The organism is Frankia gtarii (assembly GCF_025403375.1).
GTDB lineage: Bacteria > Actinomycetota > Actinomycetes > Frankiales > Frankiaceae > Frankia > Frankia gtarii.
Window position 1 is genome coordinate 1 of sequence record NZ_JAMPTM010000066.1, and the last position, 17,399, is coordinate 17,399.

General features: G+C 71.4%; 19 protein-coding genes. 11 read left to right on the forward strand and 8 right to left on the reverse strand.

All coding sequences use genetic code 11. From position 1 onward, the window contains the following. The 5 genes from NBZ83_RS12375 to NBZ83_RS12395 all read left to right on the forward strand — a co-directional run. Positions 1-855: ABC transporter permease (locus NBZ83_RS12375; protein WP_261574984.1), on the forward strand; the 855-nt coding region annotated here is incomplete at its 5' end. 148 nt (positions 856-1,003) lie between these two features. Further along, positions 1,004-1,945, forward strand: coding sequence for a ribose-phosphate diphosphokinase (locus tag NBZ83_RS12380; RefSeq protein ID WP_261568848.1), 942 nt, complete (start codon positions 1,004-1,006; stop codon positions 1,943-1,945). Positions 1,946-2,103: 158 nt separating this feature from the next. Next, positions 2,104-2,526: an ArsR/SmtB family transcription factor gene (locus NBZ83_RS12385; protein WP_261574985.1), complete on the forward strand. Its 423-nt coding sequence runs from the start codon at positions 2,104-2,106 to the stop codon at positions 2,524-2,526. Further along, positions 2,523-3,785, forward strand: coding sequence for a cation diffusion facilitator family transporter (locus NBZ83_RS12390; RefSeq protein ID WP_261568846.1), 1,263 nt, complete (start codon positions 2,523-2,525; stop codon positions 3,783-3,785). The genes NBZ83_RS12385 and NBZ83_RS12390 overlap by 4 nt, the downstream gene beginning before the upstream one ends. 165 nt (positions 3,786-3,950) lie before the next feature. Continuing rightward, positions 3,951-5,402, forward strand: coding sequence for an amidase (locus NBZ83_RS12395; protein ID WP_261568845.1), 1,452 nt, complete (start codon positions 3,951-3,953; stop codon positions 5,400-5,402). Between the two features lie 108 nt (positions 5,403-5,510). Here the strand turns inward: NBZ83_RS12395 and NBZ83_RS12400 are convergent, their stop codons facing one another. Then, entirely contained in the window at positions 5,511-6,710 is a 1,200-nt protein-coding gene (locus tag NBZ83_RS12400; protein WP_261574986.1) for a GNAT family N-acetyltransferase, read from the reverse strand. Beyond that, a complete protein-coding gene (locus tag NBZ83_RS33800; protein ID WP_368861840.1) occupies positions 6,685-7,023 on the reverse strand; it encodes an alpha/beta hydrolase fold domain-containing protein in 339 nt (112 codons plus the stop codon). The genes NBZ83_RS12400 and NBZ83_RS33800 overlap by 26 nt, the downstream gene beginning before the upstream one ends. Here NBZ83_RS33800 and NBZ83_RS12405 point away from each other — a divergent pair. Further along, the gene (locus NBZ83_RS12405; protein ID WP_261574988.1) at positions 6,971-7,195 is read left to right on the forward strand and encodes a hypothetical protein; all 225 of its coding nucleotides are present in this window, start codon (positions 6,971-6,973) and stop codon (positions 7,193-7,195) included. The genes NBZ83_RS33800 and NBZ83_RS12405 overlap by 53 nt on opposite strands. A gap of 28 nt (positions 7,196-7,223) precedes the next feature. Here the strand turns inward: NBZ83_RS12405 and NBZ83_RS12410 are convergent, their stop codons facing one another. Continuing rightward, the gene (locus NBZ83_RS12410; RefSeq protein ID WP_261568842.1) at positions 7,224-8,390 is read right to left on the reverse strand and encodes an endonuclease/exonuclease/phosphatase family protein; all 1,167 of its coding nucleotides are present in this window, start codon (positions 8,388-8,390) and stop codon (positions 7,224-7,226) included. A 470-nt stretch (positions 8,391-8,860) separates the two neighbouring features. Here NBZ83_RS12410 and NBZ83_RS34320 point away from each other — a divergent pair, with 470 nt between their 5' ends. Further along, complete coding sequence (locus tag NBZ83_RS34320; protein WP_261568841.1) at positions 8,861-9,088, forward strand: hypothetical protein; 228 nt, start codon at positions 8,861-8,863, stop codon at positions 9,086-9,088. A 153-nt stretch (positions 9,089-9,241) separates the two neighbouring features. Here the strand turns inward: NBZ83_RS34320 and NBZ83_RS12420 are convergent, their stop codons facing one another. Next, entirely contained in the window at positions 9,242-10,456 is a 1,215-nt protein-coding gene (locus tag NBZ83_RS12420) for a beta-ketoacyl-[acyl-carrier-protein] synthase family protein (protein ID WP_261568851.1), read from the reverse strand. Between the two features lie 253 nt (positions 10,457-10,709). On the opposite strand from NBZ83_RS12420, the gene NBZ83_RS12425 reads away from it, so the two are divergent. Continuing rightward, positions 10,710-11,300, forward strand: coding sequence for a hypothetical protein (locus NBZ83_RS12425; protein ID WP_261568840.1), 591 nt, complete (start codon positions 10,710-10,712; stop codon positions 11,298-11,300). A 15-nt stretch (positions 11,301-11,315) separates the two neighbouring features. On the opposite strand, the gene NBZ83_RS12430 is transcribed toward NBZ83_RS12425, so the two are convergent. The 3 genes from NBZ83_RS12430 to NBZ83_RS12440 form a co-directional block, all read right to left on the reverse strand. Then, on the reverse strand, positions 11,316-12,074 hold the full coding sequence (locus tag NBZ83_RS12430; RefSeq protein WP_261568839.1) for a class I SAM-dependent methyltransferase: 759 nt from the start codon (positions 12,072-12,074) through the stop codon (positions 11,316-11,318). Between the two features lie 126 nt (positions 12,075-12,200). Then, on the reverse strand, positions 12,201-12,893 hold the full coding sequence (locus NBZ83_RS12435; RefSeq protein ID WP_261568838.1) for an IMP cyclohydrolase: 693 nt from the start codon (positions 12,891-12,893) through the stop codon (positions 12,201-12,203). A gap of 45 nt (positions 12,894-12,938) precedes the next feature. Further along, on the reverse strand, positions 12,939-13,763 hold the full coding sequence (locus tag NBZ83_RS12440; protein ID WP_261568837.1) for an SAM-dependent methyltransferase: 825 nt from the start codon (positions 13,761-13,763) through the stop codon (positions 12,939-12,941). Between the two features lie 277 nt (positions 13,764-14,040). Here NBZ83_RS12440 and NBZ83_RS12445 point away from each other — a divergent pair, with 277 nt between their 5' ends. The 3 genes from NBZ83_RS12445 (at position 14,041) to NBZ83_RS12455 (ending at position 16,700) form a co-directional block, all read left to right on the forward strand. Continuing rightward, positions 14,041-15,126: a cation diffusion facilitator family transporter gene (locus tag NBZ83_RS12445; RefSeq protein ID WP_261568836.1), complete on the forward strand. Its 1,086-nt coding sequence runs from the start codon at positions 14,041-14,043 to the stop codon at positions 15,124-15,126. Positions 15,127-15,283: 157 nt separating this feature from the next. Continuing rightward, on the forward strand, positions 15,284-15,802 hold the full coding sequence (locus tag NBZ83_RS12450; RefSeq protein WP_261568835.1) for a MarR family winged helix-turn-helix transcriptional regulator: 519 nt from the start codon (positions 15,284-15,286) through the stop codon (positions 15,800-15,802). Positions 15,803-15,812: 10 nt separating this feature from the next. Further along, positions 15,813-16,700 (forward strand): haloalkane dehalogenase, encoded by an 888-nt coding sequence (locus tag NBZ83_RS12455; protein ID WP_261568834.1) that lies wholly within the window; start codon positions 15,813-15,815, stop codon positions 16,698-16,700. 54 nt (positions 16,701-16,754) lie between these two features. On the opposite strand, the gene NBZ83_RS12460 is transcribed toward NBZ83_RS12455, so the two are convergent. Further along, positions 16,755-17,192, reverse strand: coding sequence for a TIGR03618 family F420-dependent PPOX class oxidoreductase (locus NBZ83_RS12460; RefSeq protein ID WP_261568850.1), 438 nt, complete (start codon positions 17,190-17,192; stop codon positions 16,755-16,757). Positions 17,193-17,399: the final 207 nt, after the last annotated feature.

A 17,399-nucleotide genomic window follows, 5' to 3' on the forward strand; every position in this document is an offset into this window, starting at 1 on the left:
GTGGTGGACTCCGATCTGGGGGATTCGCTGACGTCCGTGCTGACGGTGGCGGCCCGCCAGGCGGCGTTGGAGGGGCAGATCTCCGCGCTCGGCGGGGATCCGGCAATGGTGGGCCGGGCGGTTGCGACGGCGGGCGTCGACGTCACCGCGCTGCACCCCGAGCCCGAGCGGGACGGGTCCCGGCTGCTGCTCGGGCTGCTCGCGGGTGGTCTCATCTACATCTCGCTGCTGATCTTCGGTCCGGCGGTGGCGCAGAGCGTCATCGAGGAGAAGACGAGCCGGGTGGTGGAGCTGCTGCTGGCCGTCATCCGCCCGTGGCAGCTGATGGCGGGCAAGGTGCTCGGGATCGGCGTGGTGGCCCTCGGCCAGCTCGTGCTGATCGGCGTGGTCGGGGTCGGGTTGGGGCTGGCCACCGGGGATCTGGGCATTCCGGCGGGGATCGCCGTGGGGTCGGTGGCGTTGTCGCTGCTGTGGTACCTGGTCGGGTTCGCGATGTACGCGCTGATGTTCGCCGCGGCCGGGGCGCTGGTGTCGCGCCAGGAGGACGCCGGCGGGGTGACCGCCCCGATGATCTCGATGATCATCATTCCCTATGTGCTGGGTATCTCGGTGCTGCCGTCGACACCGGACAGCGGCCTGATTCTCGTGCTGGCGATCGTTCCGTTGTTCGCCCCGATCCTGATGCCGATGGTGATCGGGATCGGCAGCGTGGCGGTCTGGCAGGTGCTGCTTGCGCTGGCGTTGAGCCTGGTGTGGATCGCGGTGCTGGTCTGGCTGGCCGGGCGGGTGTACGGCAACGCGGTGAAGCGTTCGGGGACGCGGGTGCGGCTGCGCGAAGCCCTGCGCGCCGCCTGAGCCCGCCGTCGGCGCGCCGGGATCGGTAACATCCGGAGCAATCGACTAGGGCGTCGGCCATGCCGTCGTCTGCGCCAGCGACAATCGACGCCGGCCGGCCCAGGCGACGATGCCAGCCGGCCCGCGAAAAGAGAACAGGGAGCGGTTCGTGCGAGACATCGCGGTCTTCAGCGGCAGTGCCCATCCCACCCTCGCCGAGGAGATCTGCGCGCACCTGGACGTGCCGCTGCACCGGGTGCGGGTCCAGCGGTTCGCGAACGACTGCCTGGAGGTGCAGCTGCCGGCGAACTGCCGGGAGCGCGACGTCTTCCTCATCCAGCCGTTGGTCGCGCCGGTGCAGGAGAACCTCGTCGAGCTGCTGCTGATGCTGGACGCGGCGCGCGGGGCGTCGGCGGCGCGCACGACGGTGGTGCTGCCGCACTATGCCTACGCCCGCTCGGACAAGAAGGACGCGCCGCGGATCTCGATCGGCGGTCGGCTCGTCGCGGACCTGCTCGTGGCCGCCGGGGCGAGCCGGGTGCTGGCGATGACGCTGCACTCCCCGCAGGTGCACGGTTTCTTCAGCGTCCCCGTCGATCATCTGCACGCGCTGCGGGAGCTCGCCAAGCACTTCCGCCGCCACGACCTGTCGAACACGACGGTGGTGTCGCCGGACCTCGGTAACGCCAAGGAGGCGGCGGCGTTCGCGCGGATGCTCGGGGTGCGGGTCGCGGCCGGAGCCAAGCAGCGTTTCGCCGACGACCGGGTGAGCATCAGCACCGTCATCGGGGATGTGGCCGGCCGCGACGTCATCGTCCTCGACGATGAGATCGCCAAGGGCAGCACGGTGTTGGAGCTGCTCGAGCGGCTCCGCGAGCTCGACGTGCGCTCGGTGCGGGTGGCGTGCACGCACGGGCTGTTCTCCGCCGGGGCGCTCAAGCGGATCTCCGACCAGCCGGAGGTGGTGGAGATCGTGTGCACGAACACGGTGCCGATCCCGCTGGGGGACAGGGTGCCGAAGCTGGAGGTGCTCACGGTCGCTCCGCCGCTGGCCGAGGCGATCCGCCGCATCCACAACGGCGAGTCCGTCAGCGCCCTGTTCGACGCCTGACCCCGGCGCCGAGGCACTTCAAGGAAGTCAGACGCTCGCCGGTCAGACGGTCGCCTGTGGAAGGGCACGAGGGCGGTGGGCGCCGGGACCTGCGGCCCGCTACCGTGAGGCAACAGGTCAGGATTGGCTGATGTCAGCGTTCGCTGTACCGTTGGGGCATGGTCAAGGTCGCTTCCCAGGCTGAAGTGCTCGCCCGGTTCGGTCACGCGCTGTCCGACCCGACCCGGGCCAGGCTGCTGCTGGTGCTGCGGGCCGGCGCGGCCTACCCGTCGGAGCTGGCCGAGATCCTCGGCGTGGGCCGCACGAACCTGTCCAACCATCTCGCCTGCCTGCGCGGCTGCGGGCTGGTCGTCGCCACCCCGGAGGGTCGCCGCCAGCGTTACGAGCTCGCCGACGACAAGCTGCGCCACGCGTTGGACGACCTGCTCGACGTCGTCCTCGCCGTCGACACCGAGCACGTCCACCCCGGCGGCGGTACCCGGGCGGCGGTGGAACCGGTCGTCGCGGCCTCGGGGGGGCCGACGGAGGCCGCGGTGCTCACACCCGCCGGGGCCTCCCTGGCAGGTGTGAGCAAGTCATGACGGCGTCCGACCACGACCGCCACGACCATGACCACGACCATGACCGCCACAGCCATGTCGCCGCCCCTGCGCGTGATACCGGCCCGGCCCCCGATTCGGGGCACGGCCACGACGCGCACGAGCACCGTGGCCACGGGCACTCACACCACGGGCATGGGGTGACGGCGGGGCGGGGCAGTGCGCGTCAGCGGCGGCGGTTGTGGCTGGCGGCGGGGTTGAATCTCGCGATCGTCGTCGGGCAGGCGGTGGCCGGCTTCGCCGCGGGGTCCGTCGGCCTGCTCGCCGACGCCGGGCACAACCTGACCGACACGGCCGGGGTGGTGCTTGCGCTGGTGGCGTTGGCGTTGTCACGGCGTCCGCCGTCGGCGCGGCGCACGTTCGGCGGGGTGCGTTGGCCGGTGCTCGCCGCACAGGCGAACGCCGCGGCGGTGCTGGTGGTGACGGCACTGCTGGCGGTCGAGTCGTTGCGCCGCCTCGGCGAGCACGGTCCGGTCGACGGCCCGGTGGTCGTCGCCGTCGCGCTGGCGGCCGCGGTCGTCAACGCGACGAGCGCCCTGGTCATCCACGAACGCGATGCCGACCTGAACATCCGCGCGGCCGTGCTGCATCTGGTCGGGGACGCGGCGGTGTCGGTGGCGGTCGCCGCGTCGGGTCTGGTGATCTGGCTGGTCGGCGGCTGGTACTGGCTGGACCCGCTGGTGTCGCTGCTGATCGCCCTGCTGATTGCCGGGCAGGGGGTGAAGCTGCTGGTCAGTGCGTCGCGGGTGCTGCTGGAGTCGACGCCGGAAAGCCTGGACGTCGCCGCGGTGCGCGCGGACATCCTGCGCGACACCCATGTCCTCGACGTGCATGACCTGCATGTGTGGAGCCTGTCCGACCGGGTGTTCGCCGCGTCGGTGCATCTGGAGCTGGGTCATCTCGACGGTGCGCACGACGGTCATCCCAGCCTCGCGCAGGCACGGGCGGTGTCGGATGGGATCAAGGCGATGCTCGCCGAGCGGTACGCCATCACCCATGTGACGATCGAGTCCGAGTGCGAGCCGTGCACCCCCCCGCATGACGATCCGTGCGGCATCGCCCGCGGTCTGGGCGCGGACCGGGCGGCCGGCGAGCCACGCCGTGGCGGCGGTGGCGGCGGCGTACCCGATGGCGCACCCGGTGCTGGCGACCCTCGCGGCGGTGGTGAAGCACCGGGTGGTGGCCGTTCCCGGCGTTCCCGGCGGTCCCGCGCCGCCTCGCTACCCGAGCGGACGGTCTGAGTTTCCGATTCGGGCGGGTCGGGATTCGTCCGGGTCAGGTGGTCTGGCCGGTGGGACGGAATCGGAGAACACCCGCGTGCACTCCGCCGCCGCCAACGCGGCGAATTTTCTGTTGCGCGAAGCGGCATTTCATGACCTTCTTCGGAGGCCGGTAGCGTCGGATTCATGGAGTGGAGTTTTCGGACGGCCGAAGAGCTGGCGGCCGCATTGCGTGCCGGTGAAGTGACCTCGGCGGAACTGACCGATGAGGCGATCGCCCGTATCGAGCGCGACGACAAGGTGATCAACGCGATCTGTGTGCCGGACTTCGACCGTGCGCGGGCCGCCGCGCGCGGTGCCGACCAGGCGCGCGCCCGCGGCGAGGTCCGGCCGCTGCTCGGTATTCCGGTGACGGTCAAAGAGTCCTACAACATGGCTGGGCTGCCCACGACCTGGGGCATGCCGGCGCACCGGGACTACGTGCCGGCCGAGGACGCGGTACAGGTGGCGCGGCTCAAGGCCGCGGGCGCGGTGGTGCTGGGTAAGACCAATGTGCCCCTGGGGCTGCAGGATATCCAGAGCTTCAACGAGATCTACGGCACCACCAACAATCCGTGGGATCACGATCGCACGCCGGGCGGATCCTCCGGCGGATCAGCGGCGGCCCTGGCGTCCGGATTCTGCGCGCTGTCCATCGGCTCCGACCTCGCCGGTTCGCTGCGCACCCCCGCGCATTTCTGCGGCATCTACGCGCACAAGCCGACACTCGGACTGGCGGCGACCCGCGGCATGGTCGCGCCGCCGGCACCGCCATTGCCGGTCGACTTCGACCTCGCCGTCGTCGGTCCGATGGCGCGCACTGCCCGCGACCTCGCGCTCCTGCTCGACGTCATGGCCGGACCGGACCCGCTGACGCTCGGCGTGGCGCACGACGTGACGTTGCCGCCCGCGCGCCACGAGCGGCTCGGCGACTTCCGGGTCCTGGTCCTCGACGAGCATCCGCTCCTTGCGACCGGGTTCGCTGTGCGGGCGGGCGTGAACCGGGTGGCCGACGCACTTGCCGACGGCGGCGCCCGCGTCGAACGGCACACTGCGCTGCTGCCCGACCTGACCGAAGCCGCGACGCTCTACACGCAGTTGCTGTTCTCGGGCTCTGTCGCGCGTTTTCCCGTCGAGGCGTACGAGCAGCTGCGGACCCGCGCCGCCGGACTGAGCGCAGACGACCGGAGTCTCGACGCGGCGCGGCTGCGCGCCATGGTGTTCAGCCACCGCGACTGGATCGAGGCCAACAACCATCGAGAGCTCCACCGTCACGGCTGGCGGCAGCTGTTCGCCGAGTTCGACGCCGTGGTGTGTCCGATCACGCCCACTCCCGCGTTCGGTCACGACCACAACCCCGATCCGCGGGAACGCCGGATCGACATCGACGGCGTCGAGTACCCGTACTTCGACCAGCTTGTCTGGGCTGGTCTGGCTACCATGCCCGGCCTGCCTGCCACCGCCATACCCGCGGGCCGGTCCCCCGATGGCCTGCCGGTGGGAGTGCAGCTCATCGGTCCGATGTTCGAGGACCGCACCCCGCTGCGGCTGGCCGAACTGCTCGAGCAGAAGATCGGCGGCTTCCAGACACCGAGGTAGGGCGTACTACCGGGTGTCCGTCGAGGATGAGGTGCGGATACCGTCGGTCGGTGCACCGACGTGCTGGCCGCCAACCGGCTGGCCCGCGCGGTGCTGACCGACTTCGACTCACCGTTCCCGGCATCCGGACCGGGGATCGTCGAGCCAGCGTCGCCACGGGTCGACGAGGAGATGGGTGAGCTGCTCGTAGCCGGCCGCCGCGGGGTGGGCGCCGTCGCCGGCGGCGATCCCCTGCTGCCAGGACGGTTGCTCTTGCAGCGCGGCGAACACGGTGATGTAGGGAACGTCCTTCGCTGCGCAGACACGGGCGTACTGCTCGTCGAGTGCGGCGACGCGTTCGTCTCTACCCGGGTCCCCCGAGGGCGGCGGTCCGACCATCAGGACGGGCAGGGTCGGCAGCGCTTCGGTGAGCAGCGCCGTCAGGTTGGCCACCGATCTCTCGGGAGGGACACGCAGGCCCTGGCCGTCGTGGGTCATGTCGTTGACGCCGAACGACAGCACCAGCCGGGCCTGCGGCGCCTCGGACAGGCGCGGGAGGCACTCCTGGCGCCACCGGGCCCGTATCTGCGCCGAGGTGTTCCCGCGGATCCCGAGGTTGTAGGCGGTGAGCTGCAGGGCCCTGTTCTCGGTGCGTGCGGCCAGGCGGCCGACCCAGCCCAGGCCGGCGGGATCGCCCACACCCGCGGTGAAGGAATCCCCGAGGAAGCAGACCCGCACGTCTCTGATCGCCGGTGGTGGGGGCGGCGAGGTCGGGCCGGTGAGCTCCCGGTCGGTGAGCTCCCGGGTGAAGGCGACGCGGGGAAGCCCGGGGCCGTCGTAGTCGCGGTGGACGGCGACACCGTCGATCGTGGTGTCGCCGGGGTCGATCTGGAAGCCGAGGCCGGTGTGGAACGCCAGCGAGGCTGTGTTGCCGGGGCTGGTGACGCACTGCACCCGGCGGCAGCCCCGGGCGGCCGCCAGGTGGAAGAACCGCCGGTAGAGGAGCGCGCCCACACCGCGGCGGTGCAGCGACGGATCGACCCCGACGACATGGATGTAGGCGACCTCGGGCTGGGACGGCGACACAAACCCGATGAGGAACGCCGCCAGGCGGCCGTCGTCGCGTTCCACCAGGAAGCTGCTGGCGGTGAAGTGCTGGAAGAACAACCGGGGGAGCAGCAGGCTGCGCTGCAGCGACCCGGCGTCGCCCTGAAAACCCGCCCACCAGGCGTCCATGACGGCCAGGACACGCCGCTGGTCGTCCGGGGTGGGATGGCGCAGCACCAGACCGTCGGGAACCTCGTCACCGTCGGGAACCTCGTCGACCATCGGTCCACCCTGGCAGAAGCGTGCATGTCGTCGCCAACCCTTTTGAGGAAGGGTCACGAGCGCCGCAAGCCGCCGGCCGGAGCGCGGGTGATCCCGTGCCAGGCCCCTGCTCTGCATACGTGCGGATGACGGCGGGCGGGAGCCCGGCCAGTTCGTCGCAGCGCGCCGGTGAGACCCGCGGGTCGGCGCGCTGGTCGGGGGTGCTGAGGTAGGCGCCCCAGAACCACTCGAGGTAGGAACGGGACAGGACCGGTCCCGTCGTGTTCTCGTACTGCGAAGGCGGCTGCGAGATCGGCTCGGGACTCGCGCGCATGCAGGCACGCGGCGAGCTGAGCGAGAGCGCCGATATCGCCGCGCTCGCCACCGCCGTGCTGGCCGCCCTCCAGGGCGGCATGCTGCTGTCCCAGGTCCGCCGGTCGAGCACCGCCTACCGGCAGGCCGTGTCAGCGGTGATCGACCACATCGAGAGCTACCTCGTCCGGTAGCAGTTCGGGCCGGACCTCTGGACCTCGCCTACGCCACGGACCCACTAAAGGTGCTCCGCGTGTTCCGGTGCGCCGCCGAAACATTGTGGGGGTAATGCCGTTGCCGGGAAATGGCGAGCGCGGCTACGACACTCGCATGATCGGAGGGCCACAGCCCGGAAGGGGTCCGGTCGCGCAGCTTGTCGCCAATCACAATCGCCCGTGCCGCCCGGACCTGTTCGAGGTCGGGGTGCTCGGGATGCGTGGGTCGATACAACACGTAGTCGATGCGCCGATCAAGGGTCGAGGGTACAGCATCGAGCTCGATCTGCATGGCGGTGAAGCCGCCGGCCGGGCCGTGGATCGCCGCCCACGCGTCCGTATATCCGCCCTGGGTGAACTGGCCATACGGGCCGGCGGAGTCACTCGGTGGCGAATTCAGATCGCCGAGCAGGACCACCGGGTGTGCCGCGGTGGCGAGTGCGGCATGAAGCTCGTTCGCCTGGGCGTTACGGATCTGCGGGCTGGTGGGCTCCAGATGGGTGTTGGCGACTCGTACCGTCCGGCCCCGAGCGGTCACGTCGACTGCCGACCAGCCGTACGGAATCGTGAACGGCCCAGCCGCAGTCGGGACAGTCAGTCGAGCCACGTACTCGTGCGACTCGGAATGGCTGACTCGCCACCGGCCGGGGGTGTCGGTTCGCACAAGAATCGCGTCGTGGTCGGTGAAGCTCACCTGTCTGGTGGCGCTGATCGGCAACTGGCCGGAGAAGTTGGTGTTCTCCGCGGCGACCTCGTAGTTCAGGCCGTATTTCTCGAGCGCCTTCAGCAGGATGGGCAGGTAATCGACAGTAGTGCGCAGCGGACCACCGATCGGGCCCTCTTTCCACAGCGCGACCTCCTGCAGGCCGAGCACGTCGGGCCGCTGCCGGGCGAGTAGCCGCGCGATCGCCCGTGCCCGCGCCGGAAAGTCGGCCCACAGCACGTGCTCGTAGGCGATCCTGGTCCGACGGACCATCTCCTGCCGGTCCGGGGCGGTGATGATCGGAGTGAGATCGGCGCCAAGATACAGGTTGTAGGTGTCGACCGTGAGCTGCTTCGCGTTTGGTCCATCGGACGGGTCCGTGCCGTGGCTGCCGAGACCGACCGTGATCGGCTGGGTTGGCGCCGTTTCGGCCAGTGCCGGCATGACGAAGGAAAAACTGGCCAGCAGCATCGATATCGATATCATGAGGTGTCGCCGCACGCAGGGTCTCATACGTCCTTCAACTTCCGAAAAGTGATGCAAGAAACGGGAGATCGCGACAGGCCACAAGAGCAGGGCGTCCGTCCGCCGCGGCGGAAAATATCAAGTCCGCGTGAACCACGGAAGCGACGCGCCGCAGTGGTCAGCGTGAAGAAATGCCGCGCATGACTGAATGAGATGGCTTGCGCCCGGCCCGGGCGGGCATTCCAAGGAAACGAATCGGCGATAGCGCCAGAACCCCAAAATCCGCTGGCACGCAGGCCAGGAAGGCACACATCGTTCGTCCTCACGGGTGAGGACCACGCGGGTGAAAGCGCCGACGCGGCGTGGGCAGCCACGGTGACCGTCAACGGTGTTGGATCCCGCGCATAAGAGCGCGTCTTGTGTGGTCGCCCGGGTACATAGGCGCACCGCCGGTTCCAGGCCTGGAACCGGCGGGCGTGTGGCCCCGGCTGCACCGGGCGATCCTCGACGCCCACGGGATCGCCGGGCAGGTCGACTGGTCATCGGTGATCGTGGACGCGGCCAGCCTGCGGGCGAAAAAAGTCGTTTCCCACGCCGGCGCCGCATCGCCCACGAACGCAGGCGGCCACAGTTTCCTCGGGTTCCTCTGCCTCGCCGCCGCGATCACCTGCTGGCAGAAACTCCCCACCCGAGACAACCTCTAAATAAATGCGCCGCTCGTGCCCCCGCGCCCGATGGGACGGACTGCGGGGGCGGGGCCGCCGTGGTGGCGCGACCAGCCCCGGTCGTGGGTCGGGCGGTCGTAGGCCAGACGGTCGTAGGCCAGACGGTGGTGGGTCGTCAGGCGTGGTCGCTCGTCAGGCGGTGGTGAACACGAGGGTGGCGTTGTGGCCGCCGAAGCCGAACGCGTTGGCCACGGCGGCGTGGACGGTGTCGTGGCGGGCGGCGCCGGTGACGATGTCGAGTTTGATCGCCGGGTCGAGGCGGTCGAGGTTGCGCACCGGGGGGATCGCGCCGTCGCGCAGGGCGCAGATCGTCGCGATCGCGCCGATGGCGCCGGCGGCGCCGAGGGTGTGGCCGGTCATCGACTTCGTCGCGGTGACCGCCGGGTGGGTGCCGATGGTCTCGGCGATCGCCGCGGCCTCGAGCGGGTCGCCGACGGGGGTGGAGGTGGCGTGGGCATGCACGAGGCCGATGTCGGTGGGGGCCAGGCCTGCCCGGATCAGGGCGGTGCTGATGGCGCGGGACTGCCCGGCGGGGTCGGCGGTGACGATGTCGAGGGCATCGGAGTTGACCGCGGCGCCGGCGGCGACGGCGTGGACCCGGGCGCCGCGGGCGGCGGCGAAGGACTCCCGTTCGAGCACGATGATGCCGGCGCCTTCGCCGAGGACGAAGCCGTCGCGGTCGGCGTCGAAGGGGCGGGAGGCGGCCTCGGGGTCGTCGTGGCGGGTCGACAGCGCTCTCATCTGCGCGAACGCGGCGAGGGGGAGGTTGTCGATGGCGGCCTCGACGCCGCCGGCGACGACGACGTCGGCGAGGTCGTGTTGGATCATCTCCATGCCGACCGCGATCGCCTCGGCGCCTGAGGCGCAGGCGCTGATCGGGGTGCGGGCGCCGGCGCGGGCGCCGAGGTCGATGCTGACCCAGGCGGCCGGCCCGTTGGCCATCAGCATGATGATCGCGTGGGGGGACATCTTGCGGGCGTTGCCGGCTTCGACGATGCGGTGCTGGCTGAGGGTGGAGGCCACCCCGCCGTAGCCGGTGCCGATGACGACGGCGAGGCGCGTCGGGTCGACGCCGGGCCGCCCGGCGTGCGCCCAGGCCTCGCGGGCGGTGACGATCGCCATCTGCTCGCAGCGGTCGAGGCGGCGGCTTTCCTTGCGGGGCAGCGACGCGCCGGGGTCGACGGGCAGCCGCGCGGCGAGGCGGACGGGCAGGTCCCGAGCCCAGTCGTCGTCGAGGACCGTGACGCCCGAACGGCCCGCGAGCAGCCCGCTCCAGGTGTCGTCGAGGTCGCCTCCGAGCGGAGTCATCGCACCGATCCCCGTGACCACGATCTTGTCGTGCACCAGCCTGTCTCCCGTTCGCTGCGCGGTGGTGCGGGACGGTCATGCCTGGTCCCGCTGCCGTTGTCGGGTCCACCTTCGCAGCCGCGCCGCGCCTGGCCCAGCTCTGGTGGCGCCGAGGTCGGCGCCCTGTCCTTGTGGCTTTCCCACAATGACGCTGGCGGTCGTCTCTCGGTGCGGTCCGTCGCATCTGTGTCACGGTGTTGGTCATGAGTCTGTTGGGAGACACACTGGAAGCGATGTTCACGTGCGCCGAGCGGTGGACCTCTCTGCATGCCGAGCTTCACTGGCGGGTCGACAACGAGGCGCGCGTCGCGGCGCAGAGGGCGACCCAGGTGGGGCGTGGGCTGCCCGCCGCGGTCTCCCCGCCCTGCGCGACCCGCAGGTCGGTGGGCCGCTCGACGCGGCCCGCTTCGACCCGGACACCGTCGGCGTCCTTGAGGACACCGAATCGGCCTTCTACCAGCCGCGGCCGCTGGCAGGGCTGGCCGGCGAGGCGGACTTCACCCTGCTCGGCCCGCGCGACGCGGCCTACTACGGCAGCATCCACACTGACACTGACGGGGACGGGGACGGGGACGGGATCGTGGTGGTGGCACATCCCGCCGGGGGACGCCCGCTCGGCCGTCTGCTGTGGTTCGTCCAGTCTCGGGGGGCCGGGATGGCGGACCCGGCGGAGTGGGACGCGATCGCGTTGCCCGACGGCACCCCGGCGCGCTGGTGGTCGCCCGAGGACGATCCCGAGCAGGGCCATCTGCGGTTCGAGCGGGCCGGCACCCAGGTCTGGATCCAGGGCCGCGGCCACCAGGAGATCCGCGATCTTGCTGTCAGCCTCGAACCGGTCAGGTGACCGCCGGTCGCCCCGTTATGGATGGCCGGTGAGGAGTCTGAGGGCTCCGACGAACTCCGGTTGGGTCCGCAGGTGCCCGTGTCGCTGATCCCAGCTCCCGGAATCAAGATCTCGCCGGAGGTGGTCGACCGCCCGGGTTTCGTCGGCGTCGCTGATGAAACCCCACACCGACTGCGCTCGGCGCACCGCCGGATCGAGGAACATCTCCGGTCGGGCGTAGAAGGCCTCGGTGAACCCGTCGACGCAGTCGAGGGGTATCGGCACCGCCTCGACCTGCACCCGTGTACCGATCAGCGCGCGGACCAGGCTGATGTCGGGAAACCGGCGGCGGTCGGCCGCGACCAGTTCCGGCGTGTACTGCGCCAGCCACAGCTGGTCGAGCGCGTCGCCGTCGAAGGTGAGCACCACGACGGGACCACGGCTGACCCGCCGCAGCTCCCGCAGCCCACGCTGGACGTCGGACCACTGATGCACGGTCACCATGGCCATCGCGGCGTCGAACGAGTCGTCGTCGAACGGCAGGTCCTGGGCGGCGGCGTTCACCGCCGGCGCCACGCCGCCGGGGCGTTGTGCGCGCATCGCGGCCGACGGTTCGACCGGGACCACATACCGATCCGTCGGCTCGTACGATCCGGCACCCGCCCCCACGTTGAGCACGGTACGCGCGTCCCCGAGGGCGGCATGTACCCGAGCTTCGATCCGCGGGTCCGTCCGCCGTTGCGTCGCGTAGCCGCCACCGTGTCGGTCGTAGTCGACGTCACCAGGACTGATCACTGTTCACCACCCATTCTGAATGTCCTCCTCCGCGGCGTCGGCGTTCACCCGTCCTCGTCCGGTTACGCGAGGGTCGGCGGCCGGTGGAACTGGTGGTCAGTGGAACCGGTGGTCATGGGCGCGGCTTCAGGGGATTGCGGTGCGGATGGCGGCGTCGGCGAGCTGTCCCGGTGTGAAGACCGCGGCCGCCACGCGCAGCTGCGGGGTCAGCGCATCCCACACCTCGGCCAGCAGCGCCTCCCGGTCGGCCGCCGCGGTCCGCGTGTCGACGAACGGCTCCCCAGTCGCGATGTCGTGGCCGTCGCAGCGGTACGTCGTCATCATCACGACATCCCCCGGTTCCAGGTCGCGGACGGCGAGCATCAGCACGTCGGTTGCCGTCCGGGCGCCGCGGCTGCGACGGGCGGCGCCGAACCAGGCGCCCCGCGCCGCGTGCAGATCCGTCGCCACGGTGATCCGGGGTGTGAAGATCGGCGGGTCGGGCTCGTAGTCCAGCCCGTCGAGTGCCGCTGCCGGCGGCTGTCCCGCTTCCAGCCGGTCCGCCACCGCGGCGACCTGTTCTCCGTTGCCGAACACGAGCCAGCCGCCGCGTTCACAGGCGGCCACATAGTGGCGCAGCGGATCGTGTGCGGCTGCGCCGGTCGCTGCGACGATCAGCTCTGCGTCTTGTCGCAGCAGCCTGCGGGCCTGGGAGGCGGCGCTGCGTCCGGTGAGGAAGTACCCGCCGTGCAGCGCGCCGTCGAGGGTTCTCGCCCACAGCACGCCCCGCCCCGGATAGCGGTTATCTGCCAGGACCTGGTGCAACGGGGCCACGGACATGCACGCTCCTTCGATCGTCGAGGCGTGGGCACACACCCTCAACGATCACGATTTCCGGGCGACCCCGCCGTAGATGCCGACCTGCGCGTCGCGCAGGGAGGTGGACCGGTCGTCGTCGGGCCGCCAGTGGTGCGCGAGGAGCAGGCCCGGTTCGACCAGCTCCAGCCCGTCGAACATGCGTTCCACCTGGGTGTGGGTGCGGAGCTGGAACGGCAGACCACGCTTGCGGTAGGCGGCCGCGAACTCCTCGGCTTCCGGGTCGAAGTCCCCGGTCCCGTGGGTGAGGACCAGCCAGCTCCCCGACGGCAACGCGTCGACGAGGCGACGCACGATCGCGTGGGGATCCTCCTCGTCGGCAACGAAGTGGAGGATCGCGACGAGGGACAGGGCGACCGGGCGGGCCAGGTCCAGGGTTGCGCGCAGCTCGGGCGAGTCGAGGATCGCGCCCGGGTCGCGGATGTCGGCGTCGATGTAGGCGGTCCGGCCCTGCGGCGTGCCGGTGAGCAGGGCGCGGGCGTGCGTGAGCACGATCGGATCGTTGTCGGCGTAGACGACGCGGGCCTCGGAGACGATGCTCTGGGCCACCTCGTGCAGGTTCGGCGACGTCGGGATCCCCGTCCCGACGTCGAGGAACTGGTCGATCCCTGCCTGCGTGGCCAGGTAACGCGTCGCCCGCGTCATGAAGGCGCGGTTCTCCCGGGCGGTCACCCGCGCGTTCGGAAACGCCGCGATCGCCAGCTCGGCGGCCTCCCGGTCGGCCGGGAAGTTGTCCTTGCCGCCGAGGTAGTAGTCATACATCCGCGCCGGGTGCGGCAGATCCGTCCGTAGCGTCCTACCCGCCGAGCCCGTGTCAGCACCTGGGTCCACCATCGCCCTGCCCCCTCACGCTAATGCCACCAGATGGTCACCCTATCGGCAGGGGACGGGACGGGATGGACGGATGTGCACGCATCGTCCCGAACTGGTTCCGGTGACGAACCGTCAGCCGCCCGCCGGGCCGCGGGATGGGCAGCGACGTGGCCATCGCACGCGGTCCGAGCGCTCCGAGTGGCCAGCGCGACCCGCGGAACGCACCGTCGGAGCAGGTGCGAGGGGGTGGCAGCTGCCACCATGCCGCATTGATCGTTTTCGTCTATCGTCGCGGGACATGGACAGTGGCCACCATCATGAGCTCCCCACGCACGACCATCACGGTGGCCACGGGCACGAGGATGGGCAGGACCAGCACGCGGGCGGGCGGTGGGCGCGGCTTCGCCACGGCCTGTCGGACATGGCCGGGGGACACGGCCATGACAGCGCCGACCAGATCGACGACGCGTTGGAAGCCGACGCCGCCGGCCGCCGTGCCCTTCTGATCAGCCTGGCCGGTCTCGGCCTGACCGCGGTCCTGCAGGCCGTCGTGGTGGTGCTGTCCGGGTCGGTCGCGCTGCTCGGCGACACCCTGCACAACGTCGCCGACGCGCTGACCGCGGTCCCGCTGCTCATCGCCTTCACCCTCGCGCGCCGCCCGCCCACCACCCGGTTCACCTACGGCTACGGCCGCGCCGAAGACCTCGCCGGCCTCGTCGTCCTCGTGGTGATCACCCTGTCGAGTGTGCTCGCCGCCTGGGTCGCGATCGACCGCCTGCTTCATCCCCAGCGCATCGACCACCTCGCCGTCGTCGCCGCCGCCGGGCTCGTCGGCTTCCTCGGCAACGAGATCGTCGCCCGCTACCGCATCCGGGTCGGCCACCAGATCGGCTCCGCCGCCCTCGTCGCCGACGGCCTGCACGCCCGCACCGACGGCTTCACCAGCCTCGCGGTCCTGCTCGGCGCCGCCGGCGTCGGCGCGGGCTGGCACTGGGCCGATCCCGTCGTCGGCCTGGCCATCACCGTCGCGATCCTCGGGGTCCTACGCTGCGCCGCCCGCGTCGTCGGCGCCCGGCTCATGGACGCCGTCGACCCCGAGACGGTCGCCGAAGCCACCACCACCCTCCTGCACACCGAGGGCATCGAAACCGTCCGCGAGCTGCGGCTGCGCTGGATCGGTCACACCCTGCGCGCCGAAGCCGACGTCACCGTCGCCGCGAACCTGACGCTGAGCGCCGCCCATGACGTCGCCCACGCCGCCGAAGCCCACCTGCTGCGCCACGTCCGCCGCCTGTCCGCCGCGACCATCCACACCAGCCCCGCCCACCACCATGCTCCCGGTGACGTGGTCGGCGTCGCGGACGGGCGCCACCCGCGACGATGACCGTGATCCGGCCGCGGTGGGGGAGCCGGCACCGGCGTGCGCGGGGCTGGTCGGTCGCTGCGGGTGGCTTCGGGACCGGTGATGCCGATCGTGGTGATGATCCCGACGGCGGACAGATTAGTAGCCATGTACTTAGTAGCCATGTACTGTTTATGGGGTGGAAAGCGCGGGGGGCCGTTCGGCGGCCGGCTATCTCGTCTGGCGGCTGTCGTTGCAGTGGCGCGTCGCGGTCGACCGGGCCGTGGCGCCCCTCGGCCTGACGCACGCCCGGTACGTGCTGCTCAGCTCGCTGTACGGGCTGCGCCGCGGCGGGCAGGCGCCCAGCCAGCGCCGGCTGGCCGAGCACACCGGCCTGGAGGCGCTGTACGTGTCGAAGCTGGCCCGGGCGCTGGAGGCCGACGGCCTGCTCACCCGCGACCGCGACCCGGTCGACGCCCGCGCGATGCGCCTGGTCCTCACCGACCGCGGGGTGGAGGTCGCCCGCGCCGCGATCGACGTCGTGCAGCGGCTGCTCGATCAGCTGCTCGCCCCGCTCGGCGGCCTGCACGGCGAACGCGCCGACGCGTTCGTCGCCGACCTGACCACCCTGCTCGCCACGCCCCTGCTTGCCACGCCCCCGGATGCCGGTGCGCCGCACGCCGGCCCGCTGGAGACCACCCCGCCGCTCGAAAGATAACGGAGCCGTCATGCCGACGATCACTGTGCTTGACTCGACCCTGTACTTCGAGGACGCCGGGGCCGGCACGCCGCTGGTGTTCCTGCACGGCAACCCGGGGTCGTCCTACCTGTGGCGCCGCGTCCTGCCGCACCTCGCAGCCCCGGGCCGCACGCTGGCCCCGGACCTGATCGGGATGGGCCGCTCCGGCAAACCGGACCTCGCCTACACCTTCGACGACCACGCCCGCTACCTCGACGCCTGGTTCGACGCGGTCGGCGTCGACGACGTCGTGCTCGTCGGCCACGACTGGGGTGGGGCGCTCGCCTTCGACTGGGCGGCGCGCCACCCGGGCCGCGTCCGCGGGGTGGCGTTCCTGGAGACGATCCTGCGGCCGATGAGCTGGGCGGAGTTCCCGGCGGCGGGCCGGGCCCGGTTCACCGCGCTGCGCACCCCCGGCGTCGGCGAGGCGATGGTGCTCGAGCGCAACGAGTTCCTCGACGGCGCCTACACCCAGGGGGTGCGCACCCCGCTCGCCGACGCCGACCTGGCCGTCTACCGGGCGCCGTATCCGACGCCGGCCAGCCGCCGCCCGATGCTGGCCTGGCCGCGGGCGATGCCACTCGACGGCGAACCCGCCGACGTCGTCGCCCGCGTCCGCGCCTACGACGCCTGGCTCGCGGCCAGCGTCGACGTCCCGAAACTGCTGATGACCTTCGACTCGTCGCCGACCCTGATGATCGGCCCGGAGGCGGTGGACTGGTGCGCGGCGAACATCGCCGCCCTGGACGTCGTCGCGTGCGGGCCGGCCGGCCACCACGCCCCCGAGGACCAGCCCGGCGCGATCGCCGCCGCCGTCAGCGCCTGGCTCGACCGTCACCGCCTGCGCGCCCCCCGGCCGGCGCCGGTCGCCGGATAGGGAGCCTGCGGGTCGCAGGGCCGTGGCCGCGGGCCCAGGGACGGTACCTGCGGGTCAGGGGCCGTAGATGCGGGTGGGGGTGAGGAACACGGCGGTGCGGCGCTGTTCGGCCATCACCCGGTCGTAGGTGTGCCAGTCGTCGTGGGTGCCGCCGGCGGCGAGGAAGACCTCGCGCAGCAGCAGCCGCAGCCGCACGGCGTCGACCCCGGGGCGCGGATCGTCGGGGCCGATGATCTCGGCGGTGCCCTCGACGGTCGCCCACCGCCAGCCGGCGCGCACGGTGGCGCTGGCCTGCGGGCGGGCCCGCAGATGGGCGAGTTTGACCGCGCCGTAAGTCACGAACGCGACGACCTCGAGATCGGTCAGCGGATGGCGCATGAACGCGATGTTGACGACGGAGGCCTGGATGCCGCCGTCGTCGCGCAGCGTGGAGATGACGGCGAGTCCGCTTTCGGTGCGGCTGAGGGCGGCGGCGTCCTCGAAGCTGGTCACGGCTTGTTCACCCTTCGTCGCGATGGCCCGGATCCGACCGTGCGGCCTCGTCACTGTCCGTCCTTGTGGTAACGATTTCCACCGTATAGCTCTGCCCGGGGTGACCGGTGTCGCTTGCGGGTCGCGGGGTGCGGGGTGCGGGCGGCGAGGGCGGACGGGATGTGCCGGTGCCTGCGGCGATGTAGAAACGTCCTGGTGGAAAGCTCC